General features: G+C 37.8%; 22 protein-coding genes and 1 riboswitch. Of the genes, 10 read left to right on the top strand and 12 right to left on the bottom strand.

The features are described 5' to 3' along the window. Nucleotides 1-363: 363 nt before the first annotated feature. From ACEN3Z_RS03530 to ACEN3Z_RS03520, 3 genes are read right to left on the bottom strand one after another with little or no spacing between them, the layout of a single operon-like run. Entirely contained in the window at nt 364-654 is a 291-nt protein-coding gene (locus ACEN3Z_RS03530; RefSeq protein WP_138404755.1) for a DUF5960 family protein, read from the bottom strand. After that, nucleotides 644-1,012 (bottom strand): DUF2642 domain-containing protein, encoded by a 369-nt coding sequence (locus ACEN3Z_RS03525; RefSeq protein WP_407089648.1) that lies wholly within the window; start codon nt 1,010-1,012, stop codon nt 644-646. The genes ACEN3Z_RS03530 and ACEN3Z_RS03525 overlap by 11 nt, the downstream gene beginning before the upstream one ends. Then, nucleotides 1,009-2,433: a Y-family DNA polymerase gene (locus ACEN3Z_RS03520; RefSeq protein WP_407089647.1), complete on the bottom strand. Its 1,425-nt coding sequence runs from the start codon at nt 2,431-2,433 to the stop codon at nt 1,009-1,011. Before ACEN3Z_RS03520 ends, ACEN3Z_RS03525 begins: the two co-directional genes overlap by 4 nt. A gap of 150 nt (nt 2,434-2,583) precedes the next feature. Here ACEN3Z_RS03520 and ACEN3Z_RS03515 point away from each other — a divergent pair, with 150 nt between their 5' ends. Then, nucleotides 2,584-3,135 (top strand): 3'-5' exonuclease, encoded by a 552-nt coding sequence (locus ACEN3Z_RS03515; RefSeq protein WP_407089646.1) that lies wholly within the window; start codon nt 2,584-2,586, stop codon nt 3,133-3,135. A gap of 236 nt (nt 3,136-3,371) precedes the next feature. Then, entirely contained in the window at nt 3,372-3,998 is a 627-nt protein-coding gene (locus ACEN3Z_RS03510; protein WP_407089645.1) for a TVP38/TMEM64 family protein, read from the top strand. Between the two features lie 26 nt (nt 3,999-4,024). Here the strand turns inward: ACEN3Z_RS03510 and ACEN3Z_RS03505 are convergent, their stop codons facing one another. The 6 genes from ACEN3Z_RS03505 to thiW all read right to left on the bottom strand — a co-directional run bounded on the left by ACEN3Z_RS03505 (nt 4,025) and on the right by thiW (nt 7,682). Next, nucleotides 4,025-4,477 carry a hypothetical protein gene (locus tag ACEN3Z_RS03505; protein ID WP_407089644.1) on the bottom strand — a complete coding sequence of 151 codons (453 nt, stop codon included), beginning with the start codon at nt 4,475-4,477 and terminating at the stop codon, nt 4,025-4,027. Between the two features lie 63 nt (nt 4,478-4,540). Beyond that, on the bottom strand, nt 4,541-4,702 hold the full coding sequence (locus ACEN3Z_RS03500; RefSeq protein ID WP_407089643.1) for a hypothetical protein: 162 nt from the start codon (nt 4,700-4,702) through the stop codon (nt 4,541-4,543). A gap of 184 nt (nt 4,703-4,886) precedes the next feature. Beyond that, nucleotides 4,887-5,705: a bifunctional hydroxymethylpyrimidine kinase/phosphomethylpyrimidine kinase gene (gene thiD, locus ACEN3Z_RS03495; RefSeq protein ID WP_407089642.1), complete on the bottom strand. Its 819-nt coding sequence runs from the start codon at nt 5,703-5,705 to the stop codon at nt 4,887-4,889. 13 nt (nt 5,706-5,718) lie between these two features. Then, nucleotides 5,719-6,354, bottom strand: a complete 636-nt coding sequence (gene thiE / locus ACEN3Z_RS03490) for a thiamine phosphate synthase (RefSeq protein WP_407089641.1) — start codon at nt 6,352-6,354, stop codon at nt 5,719-5,721. Beyond that, nucleotides 6,344-7,165: a hydroxyethylthiazole kinase gene (gene thiM, locus ACEN3Z_RS03485; protein WP_407089640.1), complete on the bottom strand. Its 822-nt coding sequence runs from the start codon at nt 7,163-7,165 to the stop codon at nt 6,344-6,346. Before thiM ends, thiE begins: the two co-directional genes overlap by 11 nt. Further along, complete coding sequence (gene thiW, locus ACEN3Z_RS03480; protein WP_407089639.1) at nt 7,152-7,682, bottom strand: energy coupling factor transporter S component ThiW; 531 nt, start codon at nt 7,680-7,682, stop codon at nt 7,152-7,154. Before thiW ends, thiM begins: the two co-directional genes overlap by 14 nt. A 76-nt stretch (nt 7,683-7,758) precedes the next feature. Beyond that, nucleotides 7,759-7,861: riboswitch (TPP riboswitch) on the bottom strand. A 228-nt stretch (nt 7,862-8,089) separates the two neighbouring features. Here thiW and ACEN3Z_RS03475 point away from each other — a divergent pair. The 4 genes from ACEN3Z_RS03475 (at nt 8,090) to ACEN3Z_RS03460 (ending at nt 11,848) form a co-directional block, all read left to right on the top strand. Then, the gene (locus tag ACEN3Z_RS03475) at nt 8,090-9,442 is read left to right on the top strand and encodes a LysM peptidoglycan-binding domain-containing protein (RefSeq protein WP_407089638.1); all 1,353 of its coding nucleotides are present in this window, start codon (nt 8,090-8,092) and stop codon (nt 9,440-9,442) included. A 122-nt stretch (nt 9,443-9,564) separates the two neighbouring features. After that, nucleotides 9,565-10,152 carry a chromate transporter gene (locus ACEN3Z_RS03470; RefSeq protein WP_407089636.1) on the top strand — a complete coding sequence of 196 codons (588 nt, stop codon included), beginning with the start codon at nt 9,565-9,567 and terminating at the stop codon, nt 10,150-10,152. Then, nucleotides 10,149-10,715 carry a chromate transporter gene (locus ACEN3Z_RS03465; RefSeq protein ID WP_338490283.1) on the top strand — a complete coding sequence of 189 codons (567 nt, stop codon included), beginning with the start codon at nt 10,149-10,151 and terminating at the stop codon, nt 10,713-10,715. Before ACEN3Z_RS03470 ends, ACEN3Z_RS03465 begins: the two co-directional genes overlap by 4 nt. 149 nt (nt 10,716-10,864) lie before the next feature. Continuing rightward, complete coding sequence (locus ACEN3Z_RS03460; RefSeq protein WP_407089635.1) at nt 10,865-11,848, top strand: ROK family glucokinase; 984 nt, start codon at nt 10,865-10,867, stop codon at nt 11,846-11,848. A gap of 108 nt (nt 11,849-11,956) precedes the next feature. On the opposite strand, the gene ACEN3Z_RS03455 is transcribed toward ACEN3Z_RS03460, so the two are convergent. Beyond that, complete coding sequence (locus ACEN3Z_RS03455; RefSeq protein WP_407089634.1) at nt 11,957-12,580, bottom strand: hypothetical protein; 624 nt, start codon at nt 12,578-12,580, stop codon at nt 11,957-11,959. 237 nt (nt 12,581-12,817) lie between these two features. Between ACEN3Z_RS03455 and ACEN3Z_RS03450 the strand changes: the two genes are divergently transcribed. Then, on the top strand, nt 12,818-13,717 hold the full coding sequence (locus ACEN3Z_RS03450) for an acetamidase/formamidase family protein (protein WP_407089633.1): 900 nt from the start codon (nt 12,818-12,820) through the stop codon (nt 13,715-13,717). Nucleotides 13,718-13,762: 45 nt separating this feature from the next. Here ACEN3Z_RS03450 and ACEN3Z_RS03445 read toward each other — a convergent pair whose 3' ends face one another. Beyond that, complete coding sequence (locus ACEN3Z_RS03445) at nt 13,763-15,460, bottom strand: aryl-sulfate sulfotransferase (RefSeq protein WP_407089632.1); 1,698 nt, start codon at nt 15,458-15,460, stop codon at nt 13,763-13,765. A gap of 205 nt (nt 15,461-15,665) precedes the next feature. On the opposite strand from ACEN3Z_RS03445, the gene ACEN3Z_RS03440 reads away from it, so the two are divergent. Both ACEN3Z_RS03440 and ACEN3Z_RS03435 read left to right on the top strand, forming a co-directional pair. Continuing rightward, nucleotides 15,666-16,208, top strand: a complete 543-nt coding sequence (locus ACEN3Z_RS03440; RefSeq protein WP_218930996.1) for a cysteine hydrolase family protein — start codon at nt 15,666-15,668, stop codon at nt 16,206-16,208. Nucleotides 16,209-16,231: 23 nt separating this feature from the next. After that, entirely contained in the window at nt 16,232-17,104 is an 873-nt protein-coding gene (locus ACEN3Z_RS03435) for a helix-turn-helix domain-containing protein (protein ID WP_407089631.1), read from the top strand. 256 nt (nt 17,105-17,360) lie between these two features. On the opposite strand, the gene ACEN3Z_RS03430 is transcribed toward ACEN3Z_RS03435, so the two are convergent. Continuing rightward, entirely contained in the window at nt 17,361-20,795 is a 3,435-nt protein-coding gene (locus ACEN3Z_RS03430; RefSeq protein ID WP_407089630.1) for an LPXTG cell wall anchor domain-containing protein, read from the bottom strand. 229 nt (nt 20,796-21,024) lie between these two features. Between ACEN3Z_RS03430 and ACEN3Z_RS03425 the strand changes: the two genes are divergently transcribed. Further along, nucleotides 21,025-21,834, top strand: coding sequence for an aldo/keto reductase family protein (locus ACEN3Z_RS03425; RefSeq protein ID WP_407089629.1), 810 nt, complete (start codon nt 21,025-21,027; stop codon nt 21,832-21,834). The last annotated feature ends 57 nt before the right edge of the window (nt 21,835-21,891 follow it).

Raw genomic sequence — 21,891 nt, 5'->3', positions numbered from 1 at the left:
AAAATTAGCATATTCAGGTTTAAATAACAAGGAATTTATAAAAAGTATTTATAAAAGGTGCAAAAAAATTATAAATGTAGAAACAGAGGATACGCCAGCTCCCTCACCTGAGCTAGTGAATGCAAGAGAACTTCTCCAGCTCGCCCACCTGAGCTGGCGAATCCAAGACAACTTCGCCAGTTCGCGCATCTGAGCTAGCGAATCCAGGCCAACTTCGCCAGCTCGCCCACTTGAGCTGGCAAATCACCGCAGCTTCCCGACCCAACCCCCGAAAAGCACAACAAAAGCGACAAAGTATCAAGATAATAAGATACTTTGTCGCTTATATTTTTTATGAGAAGATGAGCTACATTAAAGTGACATTTAAAAGGATGAGGTGTGTCGAATATATTCATAAATGCGGACTTGCGAATTGCTTTCTTGCATTTTCACTCTGAAGATAAAGTAATGATTTTTATTATCTTTTGCTTTCATTGCGGGGAGCTTAAAGTAATTGGTTTGTGACTCATTCATAGTAAAAAGAATGTCATCGACCATAAATGTTAAAGGGACGACCAAATTTGAATAAGCATTAAAATCTTGTTCAAATCGCATAAAATTCTCACTAAAATAATCGAATTGAACACTACTATTCTGTATGTTTCTAGAATCCATCGTCCAATTCCTCCTCTAATTTGATTGATATGATGTGTTTAATAGATATAAAGTAGTGGGCATTCTCACTTTGTATACCAACTTGATCTGCTTGTACGGAATCGATTTTCCCGCGTATTTCTTTAGACTTTTCGTCCTGTATGATTTGAAAAATACCAGATAGCTTTTGCAAGTATAATTGGTTGAGTAAGAGAAGTTTCTCTCCTAAAGGGAGCGATTGGCTAAAATCAATCGTCTCGGCTTCAGTTGTGAGCGCGGTGGTGTGTTCTGATAGGAAAAAGCCCATCCATTTAGCCATCTTCCGGTCTTGGTAATTCCGAGCAGAACGGTAAGGAAGATAGCTTCGATCAACTGTCATGCTAACCCATCCAAGCCACCAGCGCCACCTGCCGCATGGCCACCGATAAGTTGACTACGCGCTTTACTTCTGGAGTTTTCTTTAAGTACAGTTGCACGTTGCACGGACAAGAAGCCAAATCGTTCACGAACATCATCAATTGTTTTTTCAAGGGTTTCTTCTTTCTCAACTTGTTCAAAATTATCAAATAAAGATATAAAAGCATATTTCTCATCAACAAAATTATTATAGCGAACAGCGATATTTCGAACGGCACCGCCATTATATTTTGAACGAAAAAGACTGATGACATGACCGATGAGCACTTTTGTATTTTGAGTGGGGTCGACTTTTCTTTGAACATGAATGGATGATCGTTCAGCAGTGTGAGAGAAGCCAATAGATATTGCCACACTGGTTGTCTTTTTATGAGCTTTACGCAAACGGATAGCTACTTGCTCAGCCATTTCGCTTAAGACGAGTTCGATGTCGGATTGCTTATAGTAATCCTTGTGCAGAACTTGCGAGTTACCTAAACCTGTGGATTTGGCTTTATAAGGGTAACGCACATCACTTTCATCCACTCCATTAGCATGAAACCAGAGTTGCAGACCAATAACGCCAAACTCTTGTTTGAGTAGTTCAGGGTTACTGTTAGCTAAATCTCTAATAGAGTAAATTTTCATTCGTTCAAGACGAATGGCTGTTCGCCGTCCGATTCCCCAAAAGTCAGTGAGTTTTTTAATGTTCCAGACTTTCGTTTCAACATCTTCATAAGACCAATTAGCACGCATGTTTGGTGTATATTTTGCTTCATTATCTAGTGCTAATTTAGCAAGAAGTGGGTTCGCATTACTCATACCGACTGTTGAAAAAACACCGGTTGCTTTCCAGATTTCTCGTTGAATCTGTTCAGAAATCCCATCGAGTTTAGCACGGCGAGAGATATTTTTTTGCTTAGTAAAATAATCTAGCGAACGTGTTAGATCAATGAAACTTTCATCAATAGAGTAGGGCAGAATTTCCTCCTTAGGGGCATAATTTTGAAGAATGTCATGAATAATCATATTTTTCTCAATATATAAGCTCATTCTTGGAGGAACGATGAGTGTTTTTCGTGCCCAACTCTCAATAAAGCGAACATATTCTCGATTTGTGGGTAAATTTTGACGTTTGGCAACATAGTAATTGAATCGCCGAGTCTGAATATTAAAGGGTAAATCATAGCTTCTCCCCACATTCTCCTTACCGAAAACTTTCTTAAACGTTGGTGAAGAGGCGAGAATCAAACCGTTTGCATTATCGGCTCGACTCATCACACATAAAGAAGTATAGAGGGGGTGGAGGCCACGTTCCACGCACTCAACGCTGGCATAAAAGGATTTCATATCAATGAAAGCTATGTCAGATTTAGGCTCTTTATCATACTGAATGTTTCCCATTATAATCCTCCTTTTGATAAAACCTTGAGTCCATTATACGAACAAACGTTCGTATAAGCAAGTGGAATATTTTAAAAACTGTGACTTGACGAGAGGTAAGAAGTGTATATACTGATATGGAGATTAAGATTATAAGGAAGGGGTTATTCAATGGAATATGTTGCATTTGACTTTGAAACAGCCAACGGTCAGCGCTGGTCAGCTTGTTCACTTGGGGCAGTAAAAGTTGTCGACGGAATTATGGTTAAGCATTTTTACGAATTAATTGATCCACTGACTTCTTTTGCACCGAACAATATTCGTATTCACGGAATAACACCCGAACAAGTTCAAGGAAAACCAGCATATGATGAAGTGATTGGGCGATTTCAAGAATTTGTAGGAGAAGCACCAGTTGTGAGTCATACTCAATTTGACCGAGGTGTGATTCGATCAGCCAATGAAAAATTCAGTCTCCCAGAGTTAGGTATGAATTATTTTGACTCTTGTCAGCTGGCCCGTAATTTATGGCGCGGAAAGCTCTCAAGTTTTAGTTTGAAATCATTATGCCAGCAAATAAAATTTGAATTTAATCATCATAATGCTCTAGAAGATGCGCGAGCCGCTGCTTATGTCATCCACGCTTTAACGATGTACTCGAAGACGCAGACTGTTGAGGATTTGTTGAAAGTAGGAAATGTGAAGCAGTTTTATAGATTGTAGAAACGAAAACCCAACCTCCCGCCATCCATACCCGGCTGGCCATTTTTTTCCGAATTCACCCTAAAAATATCTGATGATTTATGATATGTTTATTATAGCGAAAAGAGAGCGTGACTCTCTTTTTTTATTGGGCGGATGATAAAATTTGGTCCTTTAGCCCTATGAAGTTTAGCTATAAATATAATACTGTAAAGTTAATAAAAGACGATTTGTTTCAATCAGAGAGGGTAGGTTTTATGGATATGGCACCACTGTCAAAAGATATTATGTTTTTCAAAAGAAATAAGCAAGTGTTAAAGTGGGGAGCCATTGTCGGAGCGGTGATTACGTTCATCATATTTGCCTATTTTTTCAAAATTGATTTATTTAATCATCCAGAAATTCTTCAAGAAAGACTCGAGAGAACTGGGGCATTCGCACCGATTGTCTTTTTCCTTCTATCTATCATCAATACCGTGTATCCAATCGTTCCCGGCGGGCTCGGGAGTGTGATTGCTTATGCCGCATTTGGGCCACTACTGGGCTTTATTTTGGCGTTTTCAGCGAATTTTCTCGGGTCATTGATATTATTTTGGTTGGCGAAACGCTTCGGGCAGCCAATTTTATATGCTTTTTTAGATGAAAAATTAGTTGAAAAAGGTTTGAGTTATTTAGATAGAGGTTATTACATTGAGTGGATACTTGCGGTGGTGCTTGTAGTACCAGGATTGCCGGATGAGTTATTCATCATGATCAGTGGCTTAAGTGATTTGACTTACAAGCGAATGGTCATCATCCAATTGATATTTAAACCGGTCACGATGTTTTTATTTATGGCCGGGGTGCACAATTTCTTAGGTTTACTCTCAAATTTATTCTCATAAAAGAAGCCAGGCGAGTGCCTGGCTTTTTATGTACGTGAAATTATTTGATGTACAGCGTCAAATTGTTCAATTGAAAAACGTAAACTGATAATCTCCTTTTCAAAAGACAAATCAACAGTAAAATAATCATCCTCTTTTTCAATCTGACTCCCGATAACGTCGGTTAAAGCTTTACTTTTAGGAATCAAACCGGCGATGCCTCTTTTATTAGACTTATAATAGATAAAATCTTTTGAAAGGCCTGACGTAAAAGGAATCGCAACAAAATTAATAGCGATTAAAATAAATAAGCCGTATTGAATAAAAGTCTCACCAAATTCGAATCCAACCTCTAGAAATACAATCGCAATAATCACAGGCGTTGCATAAAATAATCGCTGATGATTCTCGCGAATTTGTATCTGGCGAAAAGCATTGAATTGATGAAAAAGGGTGTAGCCCAAGAGGGCGATTAAAATTAAAATAATGATCGTTAACATGGAAAAGCAAACAACTCCTTTGTTTAGATATTATAACAGAAAATATATAGAAGCTGAGCAAGGTTAAGAAAAATGATCAGGCAAACTAATTTCAATCCCAAGAACACCATAGTGCGCTTGTTGCTCTAATGAATAATGAGCTTCCATATCTTCTGGAGAAGCAGCCTCCACATTATTAGAAGTATAGCCACATTTTAGTAAAGGAAGAGCCTGATATAGTTCCACGAAAGAAGGGAACGGATGTAAAGCAATTACATCCTCCTGAATTGTTTGTGTTAAATCATTTGAGTGCTCAAATACAACTTGAGCACCAACTTGAACTTAGCGACGCTTTTCATCATTTAGACGGAGTTCAATCGTTTTTTGTCCCTGTTTAATCATATCAAAAGGTTCTGAGTTTAATTTCATCTTATATATGGTCATGATTATTCATCTCACTGTATTTAGAATGGATATCAAAGCCGTGGTCTAAAGGCCCAGACCCTTTACCTAAATCAAGTCCTGCTCTTAATGCATCCGTTAAATAGGCTTTTGAGCGTTCAATAGAAGTAATTAAATCAAAATCTTTCGCTAAGTTAGAGGCGATAGCACTTGCTAGAGTACAACCTGTTCCATGGGCATTTGGATTATCCACGCGTTCGCTCTCGAACCAATGAACCTTTCCTTCATGATATAGAACATCATTGGCATCCGTTTGACGGTGTCCACCTTTACAAAGGACAGCACAATGATAAGTATCGCCAATATGTTTTGCAGCTGCGACCATGTCGTCATGGGTTTTAATTTTAAGGCCAGATAATGCTTCAGCTTCCGCGATATTTGGTGTGAGAACAGTCGCGATAGGGAGTAATTCTTGTTTCAACGTCTCGGTAGCGTCGGATTCCATCAAAGTAGAACCACTGGTTGCCACCATGACAGGATCTACTACGACTAAAGGCACGTCGTACTCATTTAATTTATCCGCAATGACTTTAATTAACGGCGCACTTGAGACCATTCCAATTTTAACCGCATCGGGGTAAATATCTGTGAACACAGCATCAAGCTGGGCAGCTAAAAATTCGGGCGTTGATTCTAAGACATCAGTGACACCTAAAGTATTTTGAGCAGTTAAAGCAGTAATCGCACTCATGCCATAAACCCCATGACTAATCATCGTCTTTAAGTCTGCTTGAATGCCAGCGCCTCCACTCGAATCGCTTCCGGCAATGGTTAATACAGTTTTCATACATGTTACCTCCTTAAAGTAAGTTTGAAACTGCTTCTTTTAAATTGTGTGCCGCTTCTTGAATATCATCTTGAGCAAAAATCGCACTGATGGCGACAATACCTGCAATATCAGTATCTTGTAACTGAGAAACATTCGATAATGTAACGCCACCAATAGCAACAACGGGAATGTTTACTGATTGACAAATGGCTTTAAGTGTTTCAATTGAAACGGGCTCAGTATCAGTCTTTGTTTGAGTGGGAAACATAGCTCCAACGCCGATGTAATCAGCACCATGCTCTTGAGCGGCTAAAGCATGTTCAACCGTTCGGCAAGATACACCGAGTAACTTATTTGGGCCTAATTTTTCGCGGACTTGACTGGCTTGCATATCGTTTTGACCTACGTGAACGCCATCAGCATCAGCTTCAAGGGCAATATCCACGCGATCATTGATAATTAATGGGACATTGTAAGACTGACATAAAGGTTTTAATCGTTTAGCTTGTTCAAGAAACTCTGCTTCAGAAAGAGTCTTTTCTCGAAGCTGTAAAATCGTTGCGCCCCCCTCGAGAGCTTCTTTGACATGGTCTTCTAAGGTAGCCCCATTTAACCAAGTGCGGTCTGTAATGGCATATAAGGTGAGTTGTTCAGGTTTAATTGACATGTTTACGGCCTCCTGATTCGTGAATCGTCACGGTATGTTGAATTTTGGTAATTTGTTCAATTTGACTAGCATAATCGAAGAGTTGTCTGTGTGCTTGACCCAAACCTGCGGAACTTTCTTTAACCAGTTTACCTATGACTTTCCAACTATAGGAAGCGCTAAGCGCAGCTGTTAGCGGGTCAGTCACATCGGATAGAGCGCCACATAGGACAGAAAGCATATCACCTGTTCCGGTAACTTTGGTGAGAATTGAGCTACCTCCTTCGATTAAGTAAGAGTGAGTACCGTTGGTAACAAAGTCATCTTTTCCAGTCATCAAGACAACACAATCCAACTGTTGGGCTAAGACGACGGCATCTGATTGTCCATCATCAGAATGGGATTGAGCGAAACTATCAACGCCTCGTGCTTGGCTTTTAGACCCTAACAAACTTTGGACTTCTCCAACATTGGCTCTAATAATGGTTGGTTGAACTTCTTTTAAAAGTTGTGTGACTTTTTCTTTTCGATAAAGGCTCGCCCCAATGCCGACGGGATCGACAATCACAGGATGGGCATATTTATTTGCATATACGCCGGCTTTGGTACAAGTAGCGTATTTTGAATCATTGGGTGTGCCTAAGTTTAAAACTGTTGCTTGACTAATTCGGGTAATATCTTCCATCTCTTGGATGGCGCTCGCCATGATTGGGCTTGCCCCCACAGCAAGGAGTAAGTTAGCACAGTCATTGGCACTAACTAGATTACTAATCGTATGCACAAGTGGATGGGCTTCTCGAACTTTTCCCCATAAATGATTAATCTCTATCATTTGATCGGTCACTTCTTTCTAGCCAGGTGAGGCGATTATTTCGTTTAAGTATGTTAATAATTCCAACGGCAATGATTGTTCCAGTAATCGTGGAAATAAGAAAAGGAATTACGTAAGCGTAAAAGGCTAGCGTTCCAACACTTTCTCCTAAAAATAAAATCGCGAGTGGCCATGCGACAAGCCCACCTAGAATTCCGGTTCCAACTATTTCACCCAGGCTAGTGAGAAAAAGATTCTTTGTTTTGCTAAAGATGATGCCACATAAAAAGGCACCAATCATGCTTCCGGGAAAGGCCATAATCGTACCTAAACCGAATAAATTTCGTAATAGACTAGCAATAAAAGCGACAGCAACGCCATAACTAGGTCCTAAAAGCACTGCGCAAATCATATTAATAATATGTTGAATCGGTGACGCTCGCGAGCCTAGAATTGGGAAAGAAATTAAGCTTCCAATGACGGCTAGTCCAGATAGGATACCAGCTAAGACAAGTTTTTGTGTTTTTAATGTTTTCAAATTCTCACTCCTCTAAATTTATTTAAATAGACAAAAAGGCAGAGATATCCAGTATAGGTCATCTCCGCCAATCGCTTTTAAGGCAAATTATGATCCCTACACTGCAAGCAGCCAGGTTCAGCGGGTCGAATATTACATTCCTCTCAGCTCTACTTTCAAAAGCTCCCCGTATTTTTAATGTTGTAATCTATGGAGTATTGTACAACAGTGTAAGGTTGGTTGCAAACGTATGCAAACAAAAAGCTATTAGAATAGGGTCAATTGTTACAATCAAATGTACACGCAAATGTTATGTTACAGACAAAATACAGTTCATTTAAATGGCTGAAATGTCATTGGCTTCCAGAATTGACTATGCTAAAGTAGTTCATGTCAAAAAAATAAATTAAAAAAAGGTGAACTTATATATGAACTTTAAAAAGAAATTATGGCTTGGATCATCAATCTTAGCATTGATGTCACATGGCCCAATCGCAATGGCGATTGATTCAGATATTACATGGCAAGCTCGCCAGTTAGAAGAAGTGCTTGAAGAAATCGTTGTGACTGAAGAAAATGAATTATCTTATACAGTAAAATACGGAGATACATTGAGTGTCATTTCTGAAGCGATGAATATTGAATCACGTTATTTAGCAGAAATTAATAATATTGAAGATGTTGACTTAATCTTCCCTGAGACAGTTTTAACAGCTCAATATGATGCGAATGACCGCGCAAGCAACTTAACAGTTGATGCACCAAATGGAGATACTTTAGAAGTAAGTATTCCAGTCAACTTATCAGATATTCCAGAAGTAGAAGAAGTTGCTCCAGAAGCAATGCCTGAAGCTGAAACAGAAACAGAAGTTGTTGAAGAAGTTATTGTTCCTGAAGAAACAGTTTCAGAAACAGAAACGGAATCATCAGCAGGTGGTGCTGCACCATCAAATACAATTATTGAAGAAGTTCCAGCATGGGTAGAAGAAGAGCCAGCGGTAGAAGCGCTGGTTGAAGAAGCACCTGTTGAAACAGAAGTTGTTGAAGAAGCTCCAGTTGTCGAAGCGGCCGCTTATACAGAAGCACCAGCGACAGAAGTTCCAGCTGAAACGGCACCTGTTTACGAAGAACCTGTTTACGAAGAACCTGTTTACGGAGAAGTACCAGTAGAAGAAGTACCAGTAGAAGAAGCTCCAATTGAGGAAACGCCTATCGAAGCGGCTCCTGTAGAGGAAGTCCCAGTTGAGGCACCTGTTTATGAAGAGCCAACTTACGAAACTGATTTAACTGTTGACGAAAACAGTCAAGCTTGGGAACCAGTAGAAGAAGAAACACCAGTAGTTGACGAACCAGTATACGAAGAACCTGAAGAACCAGTCTATGAAGAGCCTGTTTACGAGGAGCCTGTTTATGAAGAACCAGCAACAGACCCGGCAGCTAACCCTGAAAACGCTGGCTTACAACCACATGTAGCAACTTATAAAGAAGAAGTTGCAGCAATCTATGGTACTGATTCATTCAGCCTTTACCGTCCAGGTGACGCACAAGATCACGGTGCAGGATTAGCCGTTGACTTTATGGTACCTGTTGGATCTCAAGTGGGAGATGACATTGCTAATTACTCAATCAATAGTATGGCAGAAAATGATATCTCATACGTTATTTGGGAACAACAAATTTATGGAGATTGGAACCAACAATGGACAGCGATGGAAGACCGTGGAAGTATCACTGCCAACCATTATGACCATGTTCACGTTTCATTCAACCCAGCATACTAAGAATAAACTAAAGCTAGAGTGATATATTCACTTTAGCTTTTTGTTGTCTAAAATCATTTAATTCACATTTTATTCTGTTTAAGCTAATATGATAACTACAAAGATGATTGAAGGAGAATTATATGAAGATAAATGAAAATCAACCAAAAGGGCAAATATTAAAGCAATTATTCTTATCAACCTTAATGTTAAGTGGCTTTACCTTTGGGGGTGGCTATGTCATTATCACTCTAATGAAAAAAAGGTTTGTAGATGATTATGGCTGGATCGATGAAGATGAGATGTTAGATTTAGTCGCGATTGCACAATCAGCTCCAGGTGCGATTGCCGTGAATGGAGCCATCGTTGTTGGTTATAAATTAGCTGGGATGCTTGGAGTATTAACCGCTGTAATCGCAACGATCATTCCTCCATTCGCGATTATATCTCTCATTGCATTATTTTATGATGCTTTCCGGGAAAATACTTTCATCGCTTTAATGCTTGAGGGGATGCAAGCGGGTGTTGGTGCCGTAATCACAGCTGTGGTGATTGGAATGGGGCAACAAGTGACCAACGCAAAAAGTCCACTCCTTATTGCAACGATGTTTATCGCCTTTATTGCTAATTATATTTTCAATGTCAATGTGATGTTAATTATTCTAGTGGCAGCTAGTATTGGATTAATTCAATTTTTCTTTAACCGCAATAAAGGAGGTATGACTCAATGATTTATTGGCAATTATTTGTCAGCTTTTTAAAAGTGGGTGCTTTCAGTTTTGGAGGAGGATACGCGGCTTTACCTTTAATTCAAGCAGAAATTGTTGACTCACATCAATGGCTGACTTTACAAGAATTCACAGATTTAATTACCATTTCTCAGATGACGCCGGGACCGATTGCGATTAACTCAGCTACCTTTGTGGGAACTCAAATTGCGGGTGTCTTTGGGGCAGTTGCTGCGACACTTGGTTCAGTTTTTCCCTCAGTTATATTGGTGACGATTTTGGCTTTTTTATATATGAAATACCGTCAGATGGATGTTTTACAATATGTGCTTAGAGCACTTCGTCCCGCAGTCGTCGCTATGATTGCAACGGCAGGTGTTTCAATTTTAGTGACATCTTTTTGGGGAACTGAAGTGATGGGCATTGAGACGATTAAGATCACAGCGGTTATCATCTTCGGAATCTGTCTTTTCTTACTTATGAAATGGAGAGTAGATCCAGTAAAAGTCATGTTACTTGCAGGTGTATTAAATGTGATTGCGTCAGTTATCATTGGAGCATTTTAGTTGGCAAAGACTAATTTTGAAAAAAAAAGTAATTATTCTTTTCTATAGAGTGGTTATTCAAGGAAATTTTGATACAATAATAAAGTAAGCATTATCATTCTAGAGAATTATTTAGTGAGTGAAATATATCAGTTAAAGATGGAGGAGTAATGATGACGACGAAAGATAAAATTATCGCAATTGACTTAGGGGGTACATCAGCAAAATTAGCTATTGTATCGACAAATGGAGAAATACTCCAAAAATGGTCGGTAAATACAGTGGTTTTAAATGGTGGGAAGGCAATTGTTCCGAATCTGATTGAATCAATACAAGAAAGAATGGATTTATATCAATTAACAACAGAAGACTTTTTAGGTATTGGTATGGGAAGTCCTGGAACGGTTAATCATATCGATTTAACAGTAACAGGCGCGTATAATTTAAACTGGGTGGAGACTCAAAATGTCGGAGAACAATTTATCGAAGCCTTTAAATTACCATTCTACTTGGATAATGATGCTAATATTGCTGCTTTAGGTGAACAACGTCATGGATCAGGAGATAATGCTTCCGATGTTGTGATGGTAACTTTAGGAACAGGTGTAGGTGGCGGTATTATTGTTGATAGTCAAATCGTTCACGGAAATTCAGGAGCAGCAGGTGAAATTGGCCACATGACGATTGATAAAGATAGTGGTATTGCTTGTACTTGTGGAAAAATTGGCTGTTTAGAAGCATTAGCTTCAGCTACTGGTTTAATGAATCTAACACGAGAGTATTCTGAAGAATATAGTGGAGACTCTGGAATCAAACAACGTATCGATAATGGCGATGAACTGAGTGCCAAAGATATCTTTGAAGCCTCAGAACAACATGATGTGTTTGCTAAACATGTAATTGAACAGTTTGGTGAGTACCTCGGCTTAGGTTGTTCACATATTGTGAACATGTTAAACCCATCTAAAATTGTTTTAGGTGGAGGGGTAGCGCAAGCGGGAGAGTATCTACGTGAATTAGTCGCAAGACATTGCGATAACTATATCTTCCCAGCACTTAAAGGAAAGACTGAAATAGTTATTGCATCATTAGGTAATGATGCAGCAGTTTTAGGAGCAGCTGAGTTAGTGAATGATGGTAAATTAGTCGGATAAAATTGCATAACAAAAAATAAGCCCTGATTTCCTTGGAAGTCAGGGCTTATTTTACAGAATAATGAATATAAGTGCCTGTATAAAGTGTTTAAACACTTTGTACAGGGGTTATTTCTTGCCAAAAAGTTTTTGCCACCAAGTCAAGCTCTTTTCAAACTCAATGTCTTCAACAAGTTTTAATTGCTGCTGTTGCTGTTGTAACTGTAACTGTTGAGATTGATTTAATAATTGCGTTAATTTATCAATTTGCTCATCTTTAGCTCTTAATTGATCATGATACACTTCTAATTGCTCTTGGTTTACTTCAATTTGATCGTCTAGATTATCAATCCACTCATATAGTAAATCCAACATTTCTTGACTCGTTTCTTTAGATAAAGAGTCTTGTTCTTCGTCTTCTTCTGTTTCTGGGTTAGTTTCGTCGGTTTGCTCAGACTGCTTAGAATTAGTTTGATCAGCCTGTTCAGTTTGTTCAGATTCATTCGATTCAACAGTTTCTGTATCAATATTTACTTCTTCAGCAGCTTTTTTTTCGACATCTTCAGCCGTAGGCGGATTCATCAAGTCGTGTATAGCTTGAGTAATTAATAACTGTGCACGTTCAGTTAAGTAATTAGTGCCATTTTGTTGAAGAATGAGACTATCATCTAGTTTCCGACTTTGGTAGGATACTTTACTTTTAGGAACACCCAACTTATCTGCTAATTGTTTGACAGTGATTAATTCACTCATGATTTTCTCTCCTTAGTGATATTCTTATATACTTAAGATTAAGCCATAAATCGTTTAAAGGCAATGGTAAAAAGTAAATTATTTGATTAAAATATTGAATTATTCAAGAGTAAAGGTGTTTAAAGTGGTAAAATAGGGTGGTTAATGATTATTCACTGTCACCGCAGGGTCTTTTCTGTCATTTTGATTAGAGTCTGCTATGATATGGATAATAATGATTTTGAAAGGTGGATAAATATGAGAATTTCAAAAGACAATGTAATTTATAGTATGGATAAAGAGAATCAAGCCGTTGGAACTATTAAAAGCGAAGACCAAGTGATATTCGAAACGAAGGATTGCTTCTCAGATACAATTAAAACAGAAGCAGATGTTATTAGTGAAATTGACTTTAATAAAGTAAACCCTGCAACGGGTCCGTTATACATTGAAGGAGCACAGCCAGGGGATGTACTAAAAGTAACGATTAATGCGATTAAGTTGAATGATTATGGTGTCGTTGTTTCAGCACCTGGACTAAATAAACTGTTCAGCAAGGGAATTGAGGAAGAACAAACAGTGATTTGTCCAATACATGAAGATAAAGGTACTTTTGAATTTCAAAGTGTTGAATTCCCACTAAATAAAATGATCGGTGTGATTGGAACAGCTAATGCTGATGAAGGCATTACAACAGGGACACCAGGACCTCATGGTGGGAATATGGATAATACGATGATTGCAGAAGGGTCAGTAGTGTATTTACCAGTTTATACAGAAGGAGCCTTACTTGCGATTGGTGATATGCATGCCTCTATGGGTGATGGTGAAGTTTGGGGTTGTGGCGTTGAAGCAGGCGGTGAAGCGCATGTCACTGTTGAAGTCATGAAGGATTACCCACATTCAGTTCCACTAGTTGAAACTGATGAAGCCTTTTACACATATGGTTATGGTAAAACTACTGATGAAGCCATTGTAATAGCAAATGACCATATGGTTGAATTCTTAATGAAAGAAGCGGGACTCACTTTTAACCAAGCTGGGATGTTAATGACGATTAAAGCAGACTTAACTACTTGTCAAACGGTTAATCCGGACGCATCTATGCGTGTTGGAATACTGAAGGAATTCGTAGAATTAGCTAAAAACTTTAAATAAAAGCAAACAAAAATGGTCTCCTGTTTGAAAAGGAGACCGTTTATTTTATTGAAACCAGAAGTCAGTAAAGTTGTCTTTAAATGTTCTATACGCAAAGTTTTCGCTCACATAATGATATGAACGAATTAAGTTGCCTTTTGAATCGTACTCGCTAAACACGTTAGCTTTACCACTGTTAATAGCATAGTTCCCATTTGATAAGGGATCAACGTTACTTACAATTGACGAATAAGGAACAGGGAATGATTGAATAAGTTCAAAGGTTCCTTCACTTTCATCGATTAAATATTTATACATATAAGAAAGCTCATCAGGGTTAGGCTCGAAGTTGCGACTATTGTGCTCTTCAATGTGACCCATATAATCAGGACGTGTTAAGTAACGCCAATAATTATTATTAAAGAATGTAACATAATATTCACCATCACTTTGAATTGACGTTCTAGAAAGATTCAATGAATGCTGGCCACCGTGAAGCGGGAATGTTCCTTTTTGTGATAATAGTAAATTGCTGTAGTCAGTTCCCGTCCAAACTGGTTCTGGACCAATGAGATAATCTACTTTTGGATCTGTATAAAGATTGCTAACTTTAATTATTGTTGAAGTTTCACGAGAACTTAACAGAACAGCGTCTTCGTCGACTTTTTCTATCGAATTAATGTGGATCCAATCTAAATCTGTGGCATCACCATCTTGATTATATGAAGGGGCCGTCACTTGCATATAGTCACCAAACACATCTTTTAAATCTAGTAACTCTTTGATCTGACCTGAATTCAAATCAAGCGATAAGATAATATCTTCTCGACGAATCGACTTTCTATCGTTTAAAGAGGCAAGTATCAACACTTCATCCTCTTGTCCTATAATGAAATCATGATGCATGTTATAGCCAGGCATATCATAGTACTGTGTAATTTGCCCCAAAGAATTCATGGCAATAAGTTGTGTACTCGTATTTGCCATAATAATATAATCCTCGTGGAATAATAAATTATCAAAGCGGTATGAATTTGTGTCAATTTCAGCTCTAAGAACGCCTTCATTATCAAAGAAATACGTAAAGCCATTAAATTGTGAAGTGCCTACTAAATAGAATAGTCCATCAGATAATTGTCTTGTGCTGTCCCCATCTTGAGTTGATAAGTAACTTGGATAGAAAGAAGATGTTTTAGGCATCTGAATGTTAAAAGATAATGTATCAATCACCTCGTTCGAATTATCCACCCATTCTAATTCAATATGATTCTCTTCACCAGGGACGAGTCCAATAATCTGTGATTCGAACGATTCAGAATCTTCACTCGCATTTTTTAAAGTTCTTTGGAAAATGTGGTCATTCTTATGACCTTCAGTTGTAATTGTATAATTAACTGTAGCGTCGTCATTATGATGATTAAAATTAATATATAGACCATTTGTGACTGTACCGTAAGGGTTTAAGATAAAAAGAGGATCCTCAAAAGAGAAATTATGCATCGATTTTAACTTTTGAACAGCAGCATCATACTGAGTTTGTATGTCTGGATCTGTATGATTAAAATTGCGTGCGATAAATTCTGAATCAGGTAAGACAAAATCATAAACTGTAGTCGTACTATCCTGATAAAGTCGAATGTCAATATTTTCGGTGTCATCATTGTTTTCAGCGAAAATAGTCGCAGGCGTCATGACAAAAATAAAAAATGTAAAAAGTATCAGCATCCGTGGAAGAGAGTCATTATAAAGAGTTTTAAGTCGCATAGAAACCTCCTATTTATTATAAATGGCAACAAACTTACTAGTTAACTCTATGTTACCATGTGAGAAAAAATATTGAAAATACAAAATATAATTTTTCGTTAAGTACAAAAAATATATCGTACAATTATTGGTATGAAAGGATATATACTTTTAAATTTGACCTGGAGTATGGGATAATAAAGAAAAAGCAAAGGAGCCGTATAATATGACTAAAGAGGCCTTAATAATTGTAGATATGAGTTATGATTTTGTTGCTGATGACGGAGGATTGACTGTAGGGAAGCCAGGTCAAGAAATTGTACCTTATATCAGAAACTTAGCGGATGATTTTTTAAGCGCTAACAAACAAGTTGTAGTTGCGATGGATGCTCACGAACCAAATGATCCTCACTTTGACCTGTGGCCAGTGCATAATGTGGTAAATACACCGGGACAGGAATTGTATGGAGAGTTAAAAGATTGGTTCCAGGCGAATCAAGAACATAAGAATGTTCATTACTTTCCTAAACAAAATTATAATTCATTTTTTGAAACGGAATTAGCAGAAACCTTGCGTAATTTAGATGTTGATACGGTACATGTAGTCGGAGTTACGACTGATATTTGTGTATTCCAAACAATTGGAGGAGCAGATGCTGAAGGCTTTAAAACACTGACACATCGCCGCGGTGTAGCAACATTCACTGATTTAGGCGAAGTGATGCTAGAGCATATGACACGTTGCTTTCATACAGAAGTTATTGACTAAGGTAAGGAAGGGAGACATATACAATGCTTGAACGAGAAAGAATGGGAAATTTTTTACTGGAATTACGTCGGGACAAAGGATTGTCGACCACTGAAGTGGCAGAAGCAATTAATGTGAGTGAAGAAGATTTAGCCAAATGGGAAGATGGTAGTAAATTACCAGAGATGGACCAAGTTCAGCCAGTAGCAGATTTCTATGGCGTCACAGTCAATGAATTATTACGTGGCGAACGTTATTCACTCGATGAATCAGCACCTTCAGAACATGATGTCACTCAAAACGTCTTAGAGTATGCGAATAATAATATGAGTGAACAGTTTAAACACACTCGAAGGGAGTGGTTAATCGCGATTACCGGAGTCTTAGCATTTGTTATCGTGGCATGTTTAATCATTGATTTTCTTAGTGTTAACACGATTACTTGGTCAGGTATTGCATCGGTTTCAATAGTTTTTGCTTGGGGAATTATACTTCCTTTATTCTTCCGTTTAACCACCCCAATCATGTCTAGTTTAATCGCTTTTAGTGTGTTGATTATTCCATATTTATTCTTATTAAACTTAGTGATCAGTGCGAATAATATACTGGTGAATGTAGCTATTCCAATTACTCTCGTCTCTCTAATCTATCTTTGGGCGTTATACTTTATTTATAAAAGAATGCATCTTTCTTCATGGCGTTTCTTAGCAGTTGCAGCCTTTGGTTTAGTACCGGTTGTGATTATAATTAATTTAGTCATCAGTATGCAGTTTAATATCCCATTATTTACCGTTTGGAATGTCTTAGGCGTGTTAATATTAATCGGTATAGGCGTTGGTTTAGTTTATTTTGAAAGAGAAAAAATGAAAAAAGAGTCTGACGAATCAATTGGAGACACCTCATCTGAGATTAAATAATTTTGAACTAAAAAAGGGCTGATGACAAAAAATGAAATGTCATCAACCCTATTTTTGTGTCTTCTAAAAGACGCAGATATTCGTTATATTTAAAGTACCATCCAAAAACATAAGGAGAATATCTACGCAGGAACCATATTACACGAAAAACTTTGAAATTTTAAGCCTCAACTATATGAAGGTTGCAGGGGACAAAGAAGAGCCTGCGAACATGATGTCCGCAGGCTCTTTTTCTAATGGTTATTTATATACAAGATTAACTACGTTTTCTACGGTAAAGTAGAAGTCCACCAACGGCTAGTAAACCGATAGCAACAACAGTAATAATCATTGTATTACTTTCACCAGTTGTTGGTAAGATGTCGTCATCTTGGTCTACAATGACGTTTCCATCGTCATCCGATTCATCATCTGACTCATCTGAACCATTTGATTCGTCGTCAGATTCATCATCGCTAGATTCGTCAGAACTTTCTGATCCGTCAGATTCGTCGCTAGATTCATCACTTGATTCGTCACTTGACTCATCAGAACTCTCAGAACCGCCACCACCATTTTCATCCGATTCGATCAATCTAAATGCACCGTATATTGCAGAACTACTACCTAGATTTTCGTCGTTTAATTCAATTGTATAAACGTCATCTTCATCAGTAGCGACTGCATATTGATCTGTCGTATCATTGATTTTAGAGACTGTACCTGCTGGTGTGTCTAAAGTGATTATATAAGTACCTTCAGGCAACTCTTCGTCTGTTAACCATTGTAAGTATTCATTATATGAACCAGTAAACTCGTCACCATCATTATTTGTTACAGTAACTCCCACTTCATCAGTACGACGATCGTCTAATCCACGAACTTCCACACCTAAAGTAAATGTATCAGGGTTTGGAACTGGTACTTCGACAAGGCTAACTGCACCGTATATTGCTGAGCTACTACCAAGATTTTCGTCGTTTAATTCAATTGTATAAACATCGTCTTCATCAGTAGCGACTGCATATTGATCTGTCGTATCATTGATTTCAGAGACTGTACCTACTGGTGTGTCTAAACTGATTATATAAGTACCTTCAGGCAATTCATCATCTGTTAACCACTGTAAGTATTCATTATACGACCCAGTAAACTCGTCACCATCATTATTTGTTACAGTCATTCCGACTTCGTCAGTCCGTTGATCGTTTAATCCACGCACTTCCACACCTAAAGTAAATGTATCAGGGTTTGGAACTGGTGCTTCGACAAGTCTAAATGCACCGTATACCGCAGAACTACTACCAAGATTTTCGTCGTTTAATTCAATTGTATAAACGTCATCTTCATCAGTAGCGACTGCATATTGGTTTGTCGTGTCATTAATTTCAGAGACAGTACCTTCTGGCGTGTCTAAAGTAATTGTATAATTACCTTCAGATAATTCTTCACTCGTTAACCATTGTAAGTACTCGTTATACTCACCTTCAAATACAACACCATCAGCATCCGTCACAGTAATTCCAGCTTCATCGGATCTAGTACCGTCTAATCCACGCACTTCCACACCTAATTGGTATGTTTCAGCTGGAGCTTCAACTAGATTAAATGCGCCATATACTGCAGAACTACTACCTAAATTATCTTCGTTTAATTCTATTGTATAAACATCATCTTCATCAGTAGCGACTGCATATTGGTTTGTCGTATCATTAATTTCAGAGACAGTACCTGCCGGCGTGTCTAAAGTGATTGTATAAGTACCTTCAGTTAATTCTTCACTCGTTAACCATTGTAAGTACTCGTTATACTCACCTTCAAATACAACACCATCAGCATCCGTCACAGTAATTCCTGCTTCATCGGATCTAGTACCGTCTAATCCACGCACTTCCACACCTAATTGGTATGTTTCAGCCGGAGCTTCGACTAAGTTAAACGCGCCGTAAATGGCTGAGCTACTACCTAAGTTCTCTTCGTTTAAAATGATATTATAAACATTAGTCTCATCAGCAGGGATTGCAAATTGATTCGTAGTATCATTGATAGTTGAAACAGTACCTTCTGGAGTATCTAAAGTGATTGTATACTGACCAGCAAGTAATCCTTCAGTTGTTAGCCATTGTAGATACTCATTATAAACACCTTCAAATGTAACGCCATCAACATCAGCAACAGTAATTCCTACTTCATCAGTTCTAGTACCATCTAATCCACGCACTTCTACACCTAATTGGTATATTTCAGCCGGAGCTTCGACTAAGTTAAACGCGCCGTAAATGGCTGAGCTACTACTTAAGTTCTCTTCGTTTAAAATGATATTATAAACATTAGTCTCATCAGCAGGGATTGCAAATTGATTCGTAGTATCATTGATAGTTGAAACAGTATCTTCTGGAGTATCTAAAGTGATTGTATACTGACCAGCAAGTAATCCTTCAGTTGTTAGCCATTGTAGATACTCATTATAAGCACCTTCAAATGTAACGCCATCAACATCAGCAACAGTAATTCCTACTTCATCGGTTCTAGTACCGTCTAATCCACGCACTTCCACACCTAATTGGTATGTTTCAGCCGGAGCTTCGACTAAATTAAATGCAGCATAAATGGCTGAGCTACTACCTAAATTATCTTCACTTAAGAAAAGTGAATAAACATTCGGGGTATCCGTCTCCATCGCATATTGATCAGTGCTTAAGTTAAGTTCAGTTGAGAAACCTTCCGGTGGTGTCAATGTAATAAAGTACTCACCTTCAGGTAATTCATCATTAGTTAACCATTGTAGATATTCGTTGTAAGTTCCATCATAGTACATTTCATTGGCATCCCAAACGGTAATTCCAACATCGCTTGTACGTCTTCCATCTAATCCACGCACTTCAGCGCCTAATCGGAATGTTTGTTCAACAGGAGCGGTTTCAATTAATTCAAATGCGCCATATACAGAAGTTAAGTTTCCTAAAGTTTCTTCATTCAATTCAATTGTATAAAGATTTGGTGTTTCTGTTGGAACAGCTGATTGATTTGTAGTTGTACTAATTTGACTCATTGTTCCTTCTGGAGTTGTCAATTCAATGTAATACAACCCTTCAGGTAATTCATTCGTTGTTAACCATTGTGCATATTCATTATATCCACCTTCGTATACCGTACTATTTTCATCATATACAGTAATTCCAACATCGCTTGTACGAGTACCATCTAAACCACGGACTTCTGCTCCGACGCGGTAAGTTTCACTAACCGTTTCGTTAACGAGCTCGAATGCACCGTATACAGCGGATAAGCCATCTAGGTTTTCTTCATTTACATCGATTGAGTATACATTTGGTGTCTCTGTAGCTACAGCAAATTGTGGAGCCGTGTTATTAATTTGACTCGTTGTTCCTTCAGGGGGTGTCAATTCAATATAATATTGACCTTCTGGTAAAGAACTACCTGTTAACCATTGAGAGTTTTCATTGTAACCACCATCATAAATATCACCTTCTTCATCGGTTAAACTAATACCAACCTGTTCAGTACGAGTGCCTTCTATATTGCGGACTTCAACGCCAACGGGATAAGTTGCTTCTTGCTGTTGTTGAACTGACTCAGATTCAGGCGGAACACTTTCCGTTTGAGCTAGGGCTAAGGGGGTAACTTGAGTTGCGACCAAAAGACTTGTGAGGGCCATAGAAATTGCATAACGTAAGCGTTTACTTTTCATAAAGAACTCCTCCTTGTTTATAACTATATTATAACACTCATACAATTAAATATAAAACTTTGTAAAAAATCAGTCAATAAAACTACAATAAATCAATGAAAAATCATTAAATATTCAAAGATTAGAAAGTAAGAAAGTTTTGATAAATCCTTCGAAAGCACTTCAGTAGGACGGTAGCTGATATTCTGATACACTTGTCAAAGATATTATTAAAGGGAGTGTAAGTAAAATGAACTGGATCACATTAAACAATAATAAGCAGATTCCAATTATCGGAAGCGGTACAAACACATTTGGTAAAGTAAATAATGACTATTCAGCGGACATTAATTTTGATACAACTGAATTACAATCAGCAATTACTAATGGATACAGACATTTCGATACGGCTATTTCTTATCGCAATGAAGCAGTAATTGGAAAAGCTATCACAGAATCAGATGTTCCTCGTGAAGAATTTTTTATAACTTCAAAATTACCTGGTAAACCAGAGTATACGAAAGATGAAGCAACAATTGATGAAGCTGTGAAATACTCTTTAGAGGCATTCCAAACAGATTATATTGATTTATATTTAATTCACCATCCTTGGGATAATGATGAAGAAATGGTTGCGACTTGGAAAGTGTTAGAGAAACATGCGAAAGCTGGCATTTTAAAATCTATCGGAGTATCGAACTTCTCTAAAGATCAATTACAATTAATATTAGATAATGCAACGATTAAACCGACAGTTAACCAAATTAAATCTCATCCTGGAGAATGGAATCATGATGTGATTGAATTTGGACGCGAACATGAGTTATTCGCAGAAGCGTGGTCACCTTTATCTGGTGTAAGTGATGCTAATCGGGAACGACTAAATGCTATCGGTGAAAAATACGGAAAATCTTGGGCACAAGTTGTCTTGAATTTCCAAATTGACCGCGAAGTCATTGTCATTCCAAAATCACACAACTTTGATCGTCAAAAATCAAACTTAGAAGTGTTCGATTTTGAATTAACTGAAGAAGAGAAGCAAGAAATTTACAACCTATAACAGCAAGCCACTTCTATTGAAAGAGGGAAGTGGTGTTTTTATATATACTTAAGGAGA

This window comes from Ruoffia sp. FAM 26254 (assembly GCF_045528545.1).
GTDB classification, from domain to species: Bacteria; Bacillota; Bacilli; order Lactobacillales; family Aerococcaceae; genus Ruoffia; species Ruoffia halotolerans.
This window is presented reverse-complemented; position numbering and strand designations above follow the sequence as displayed.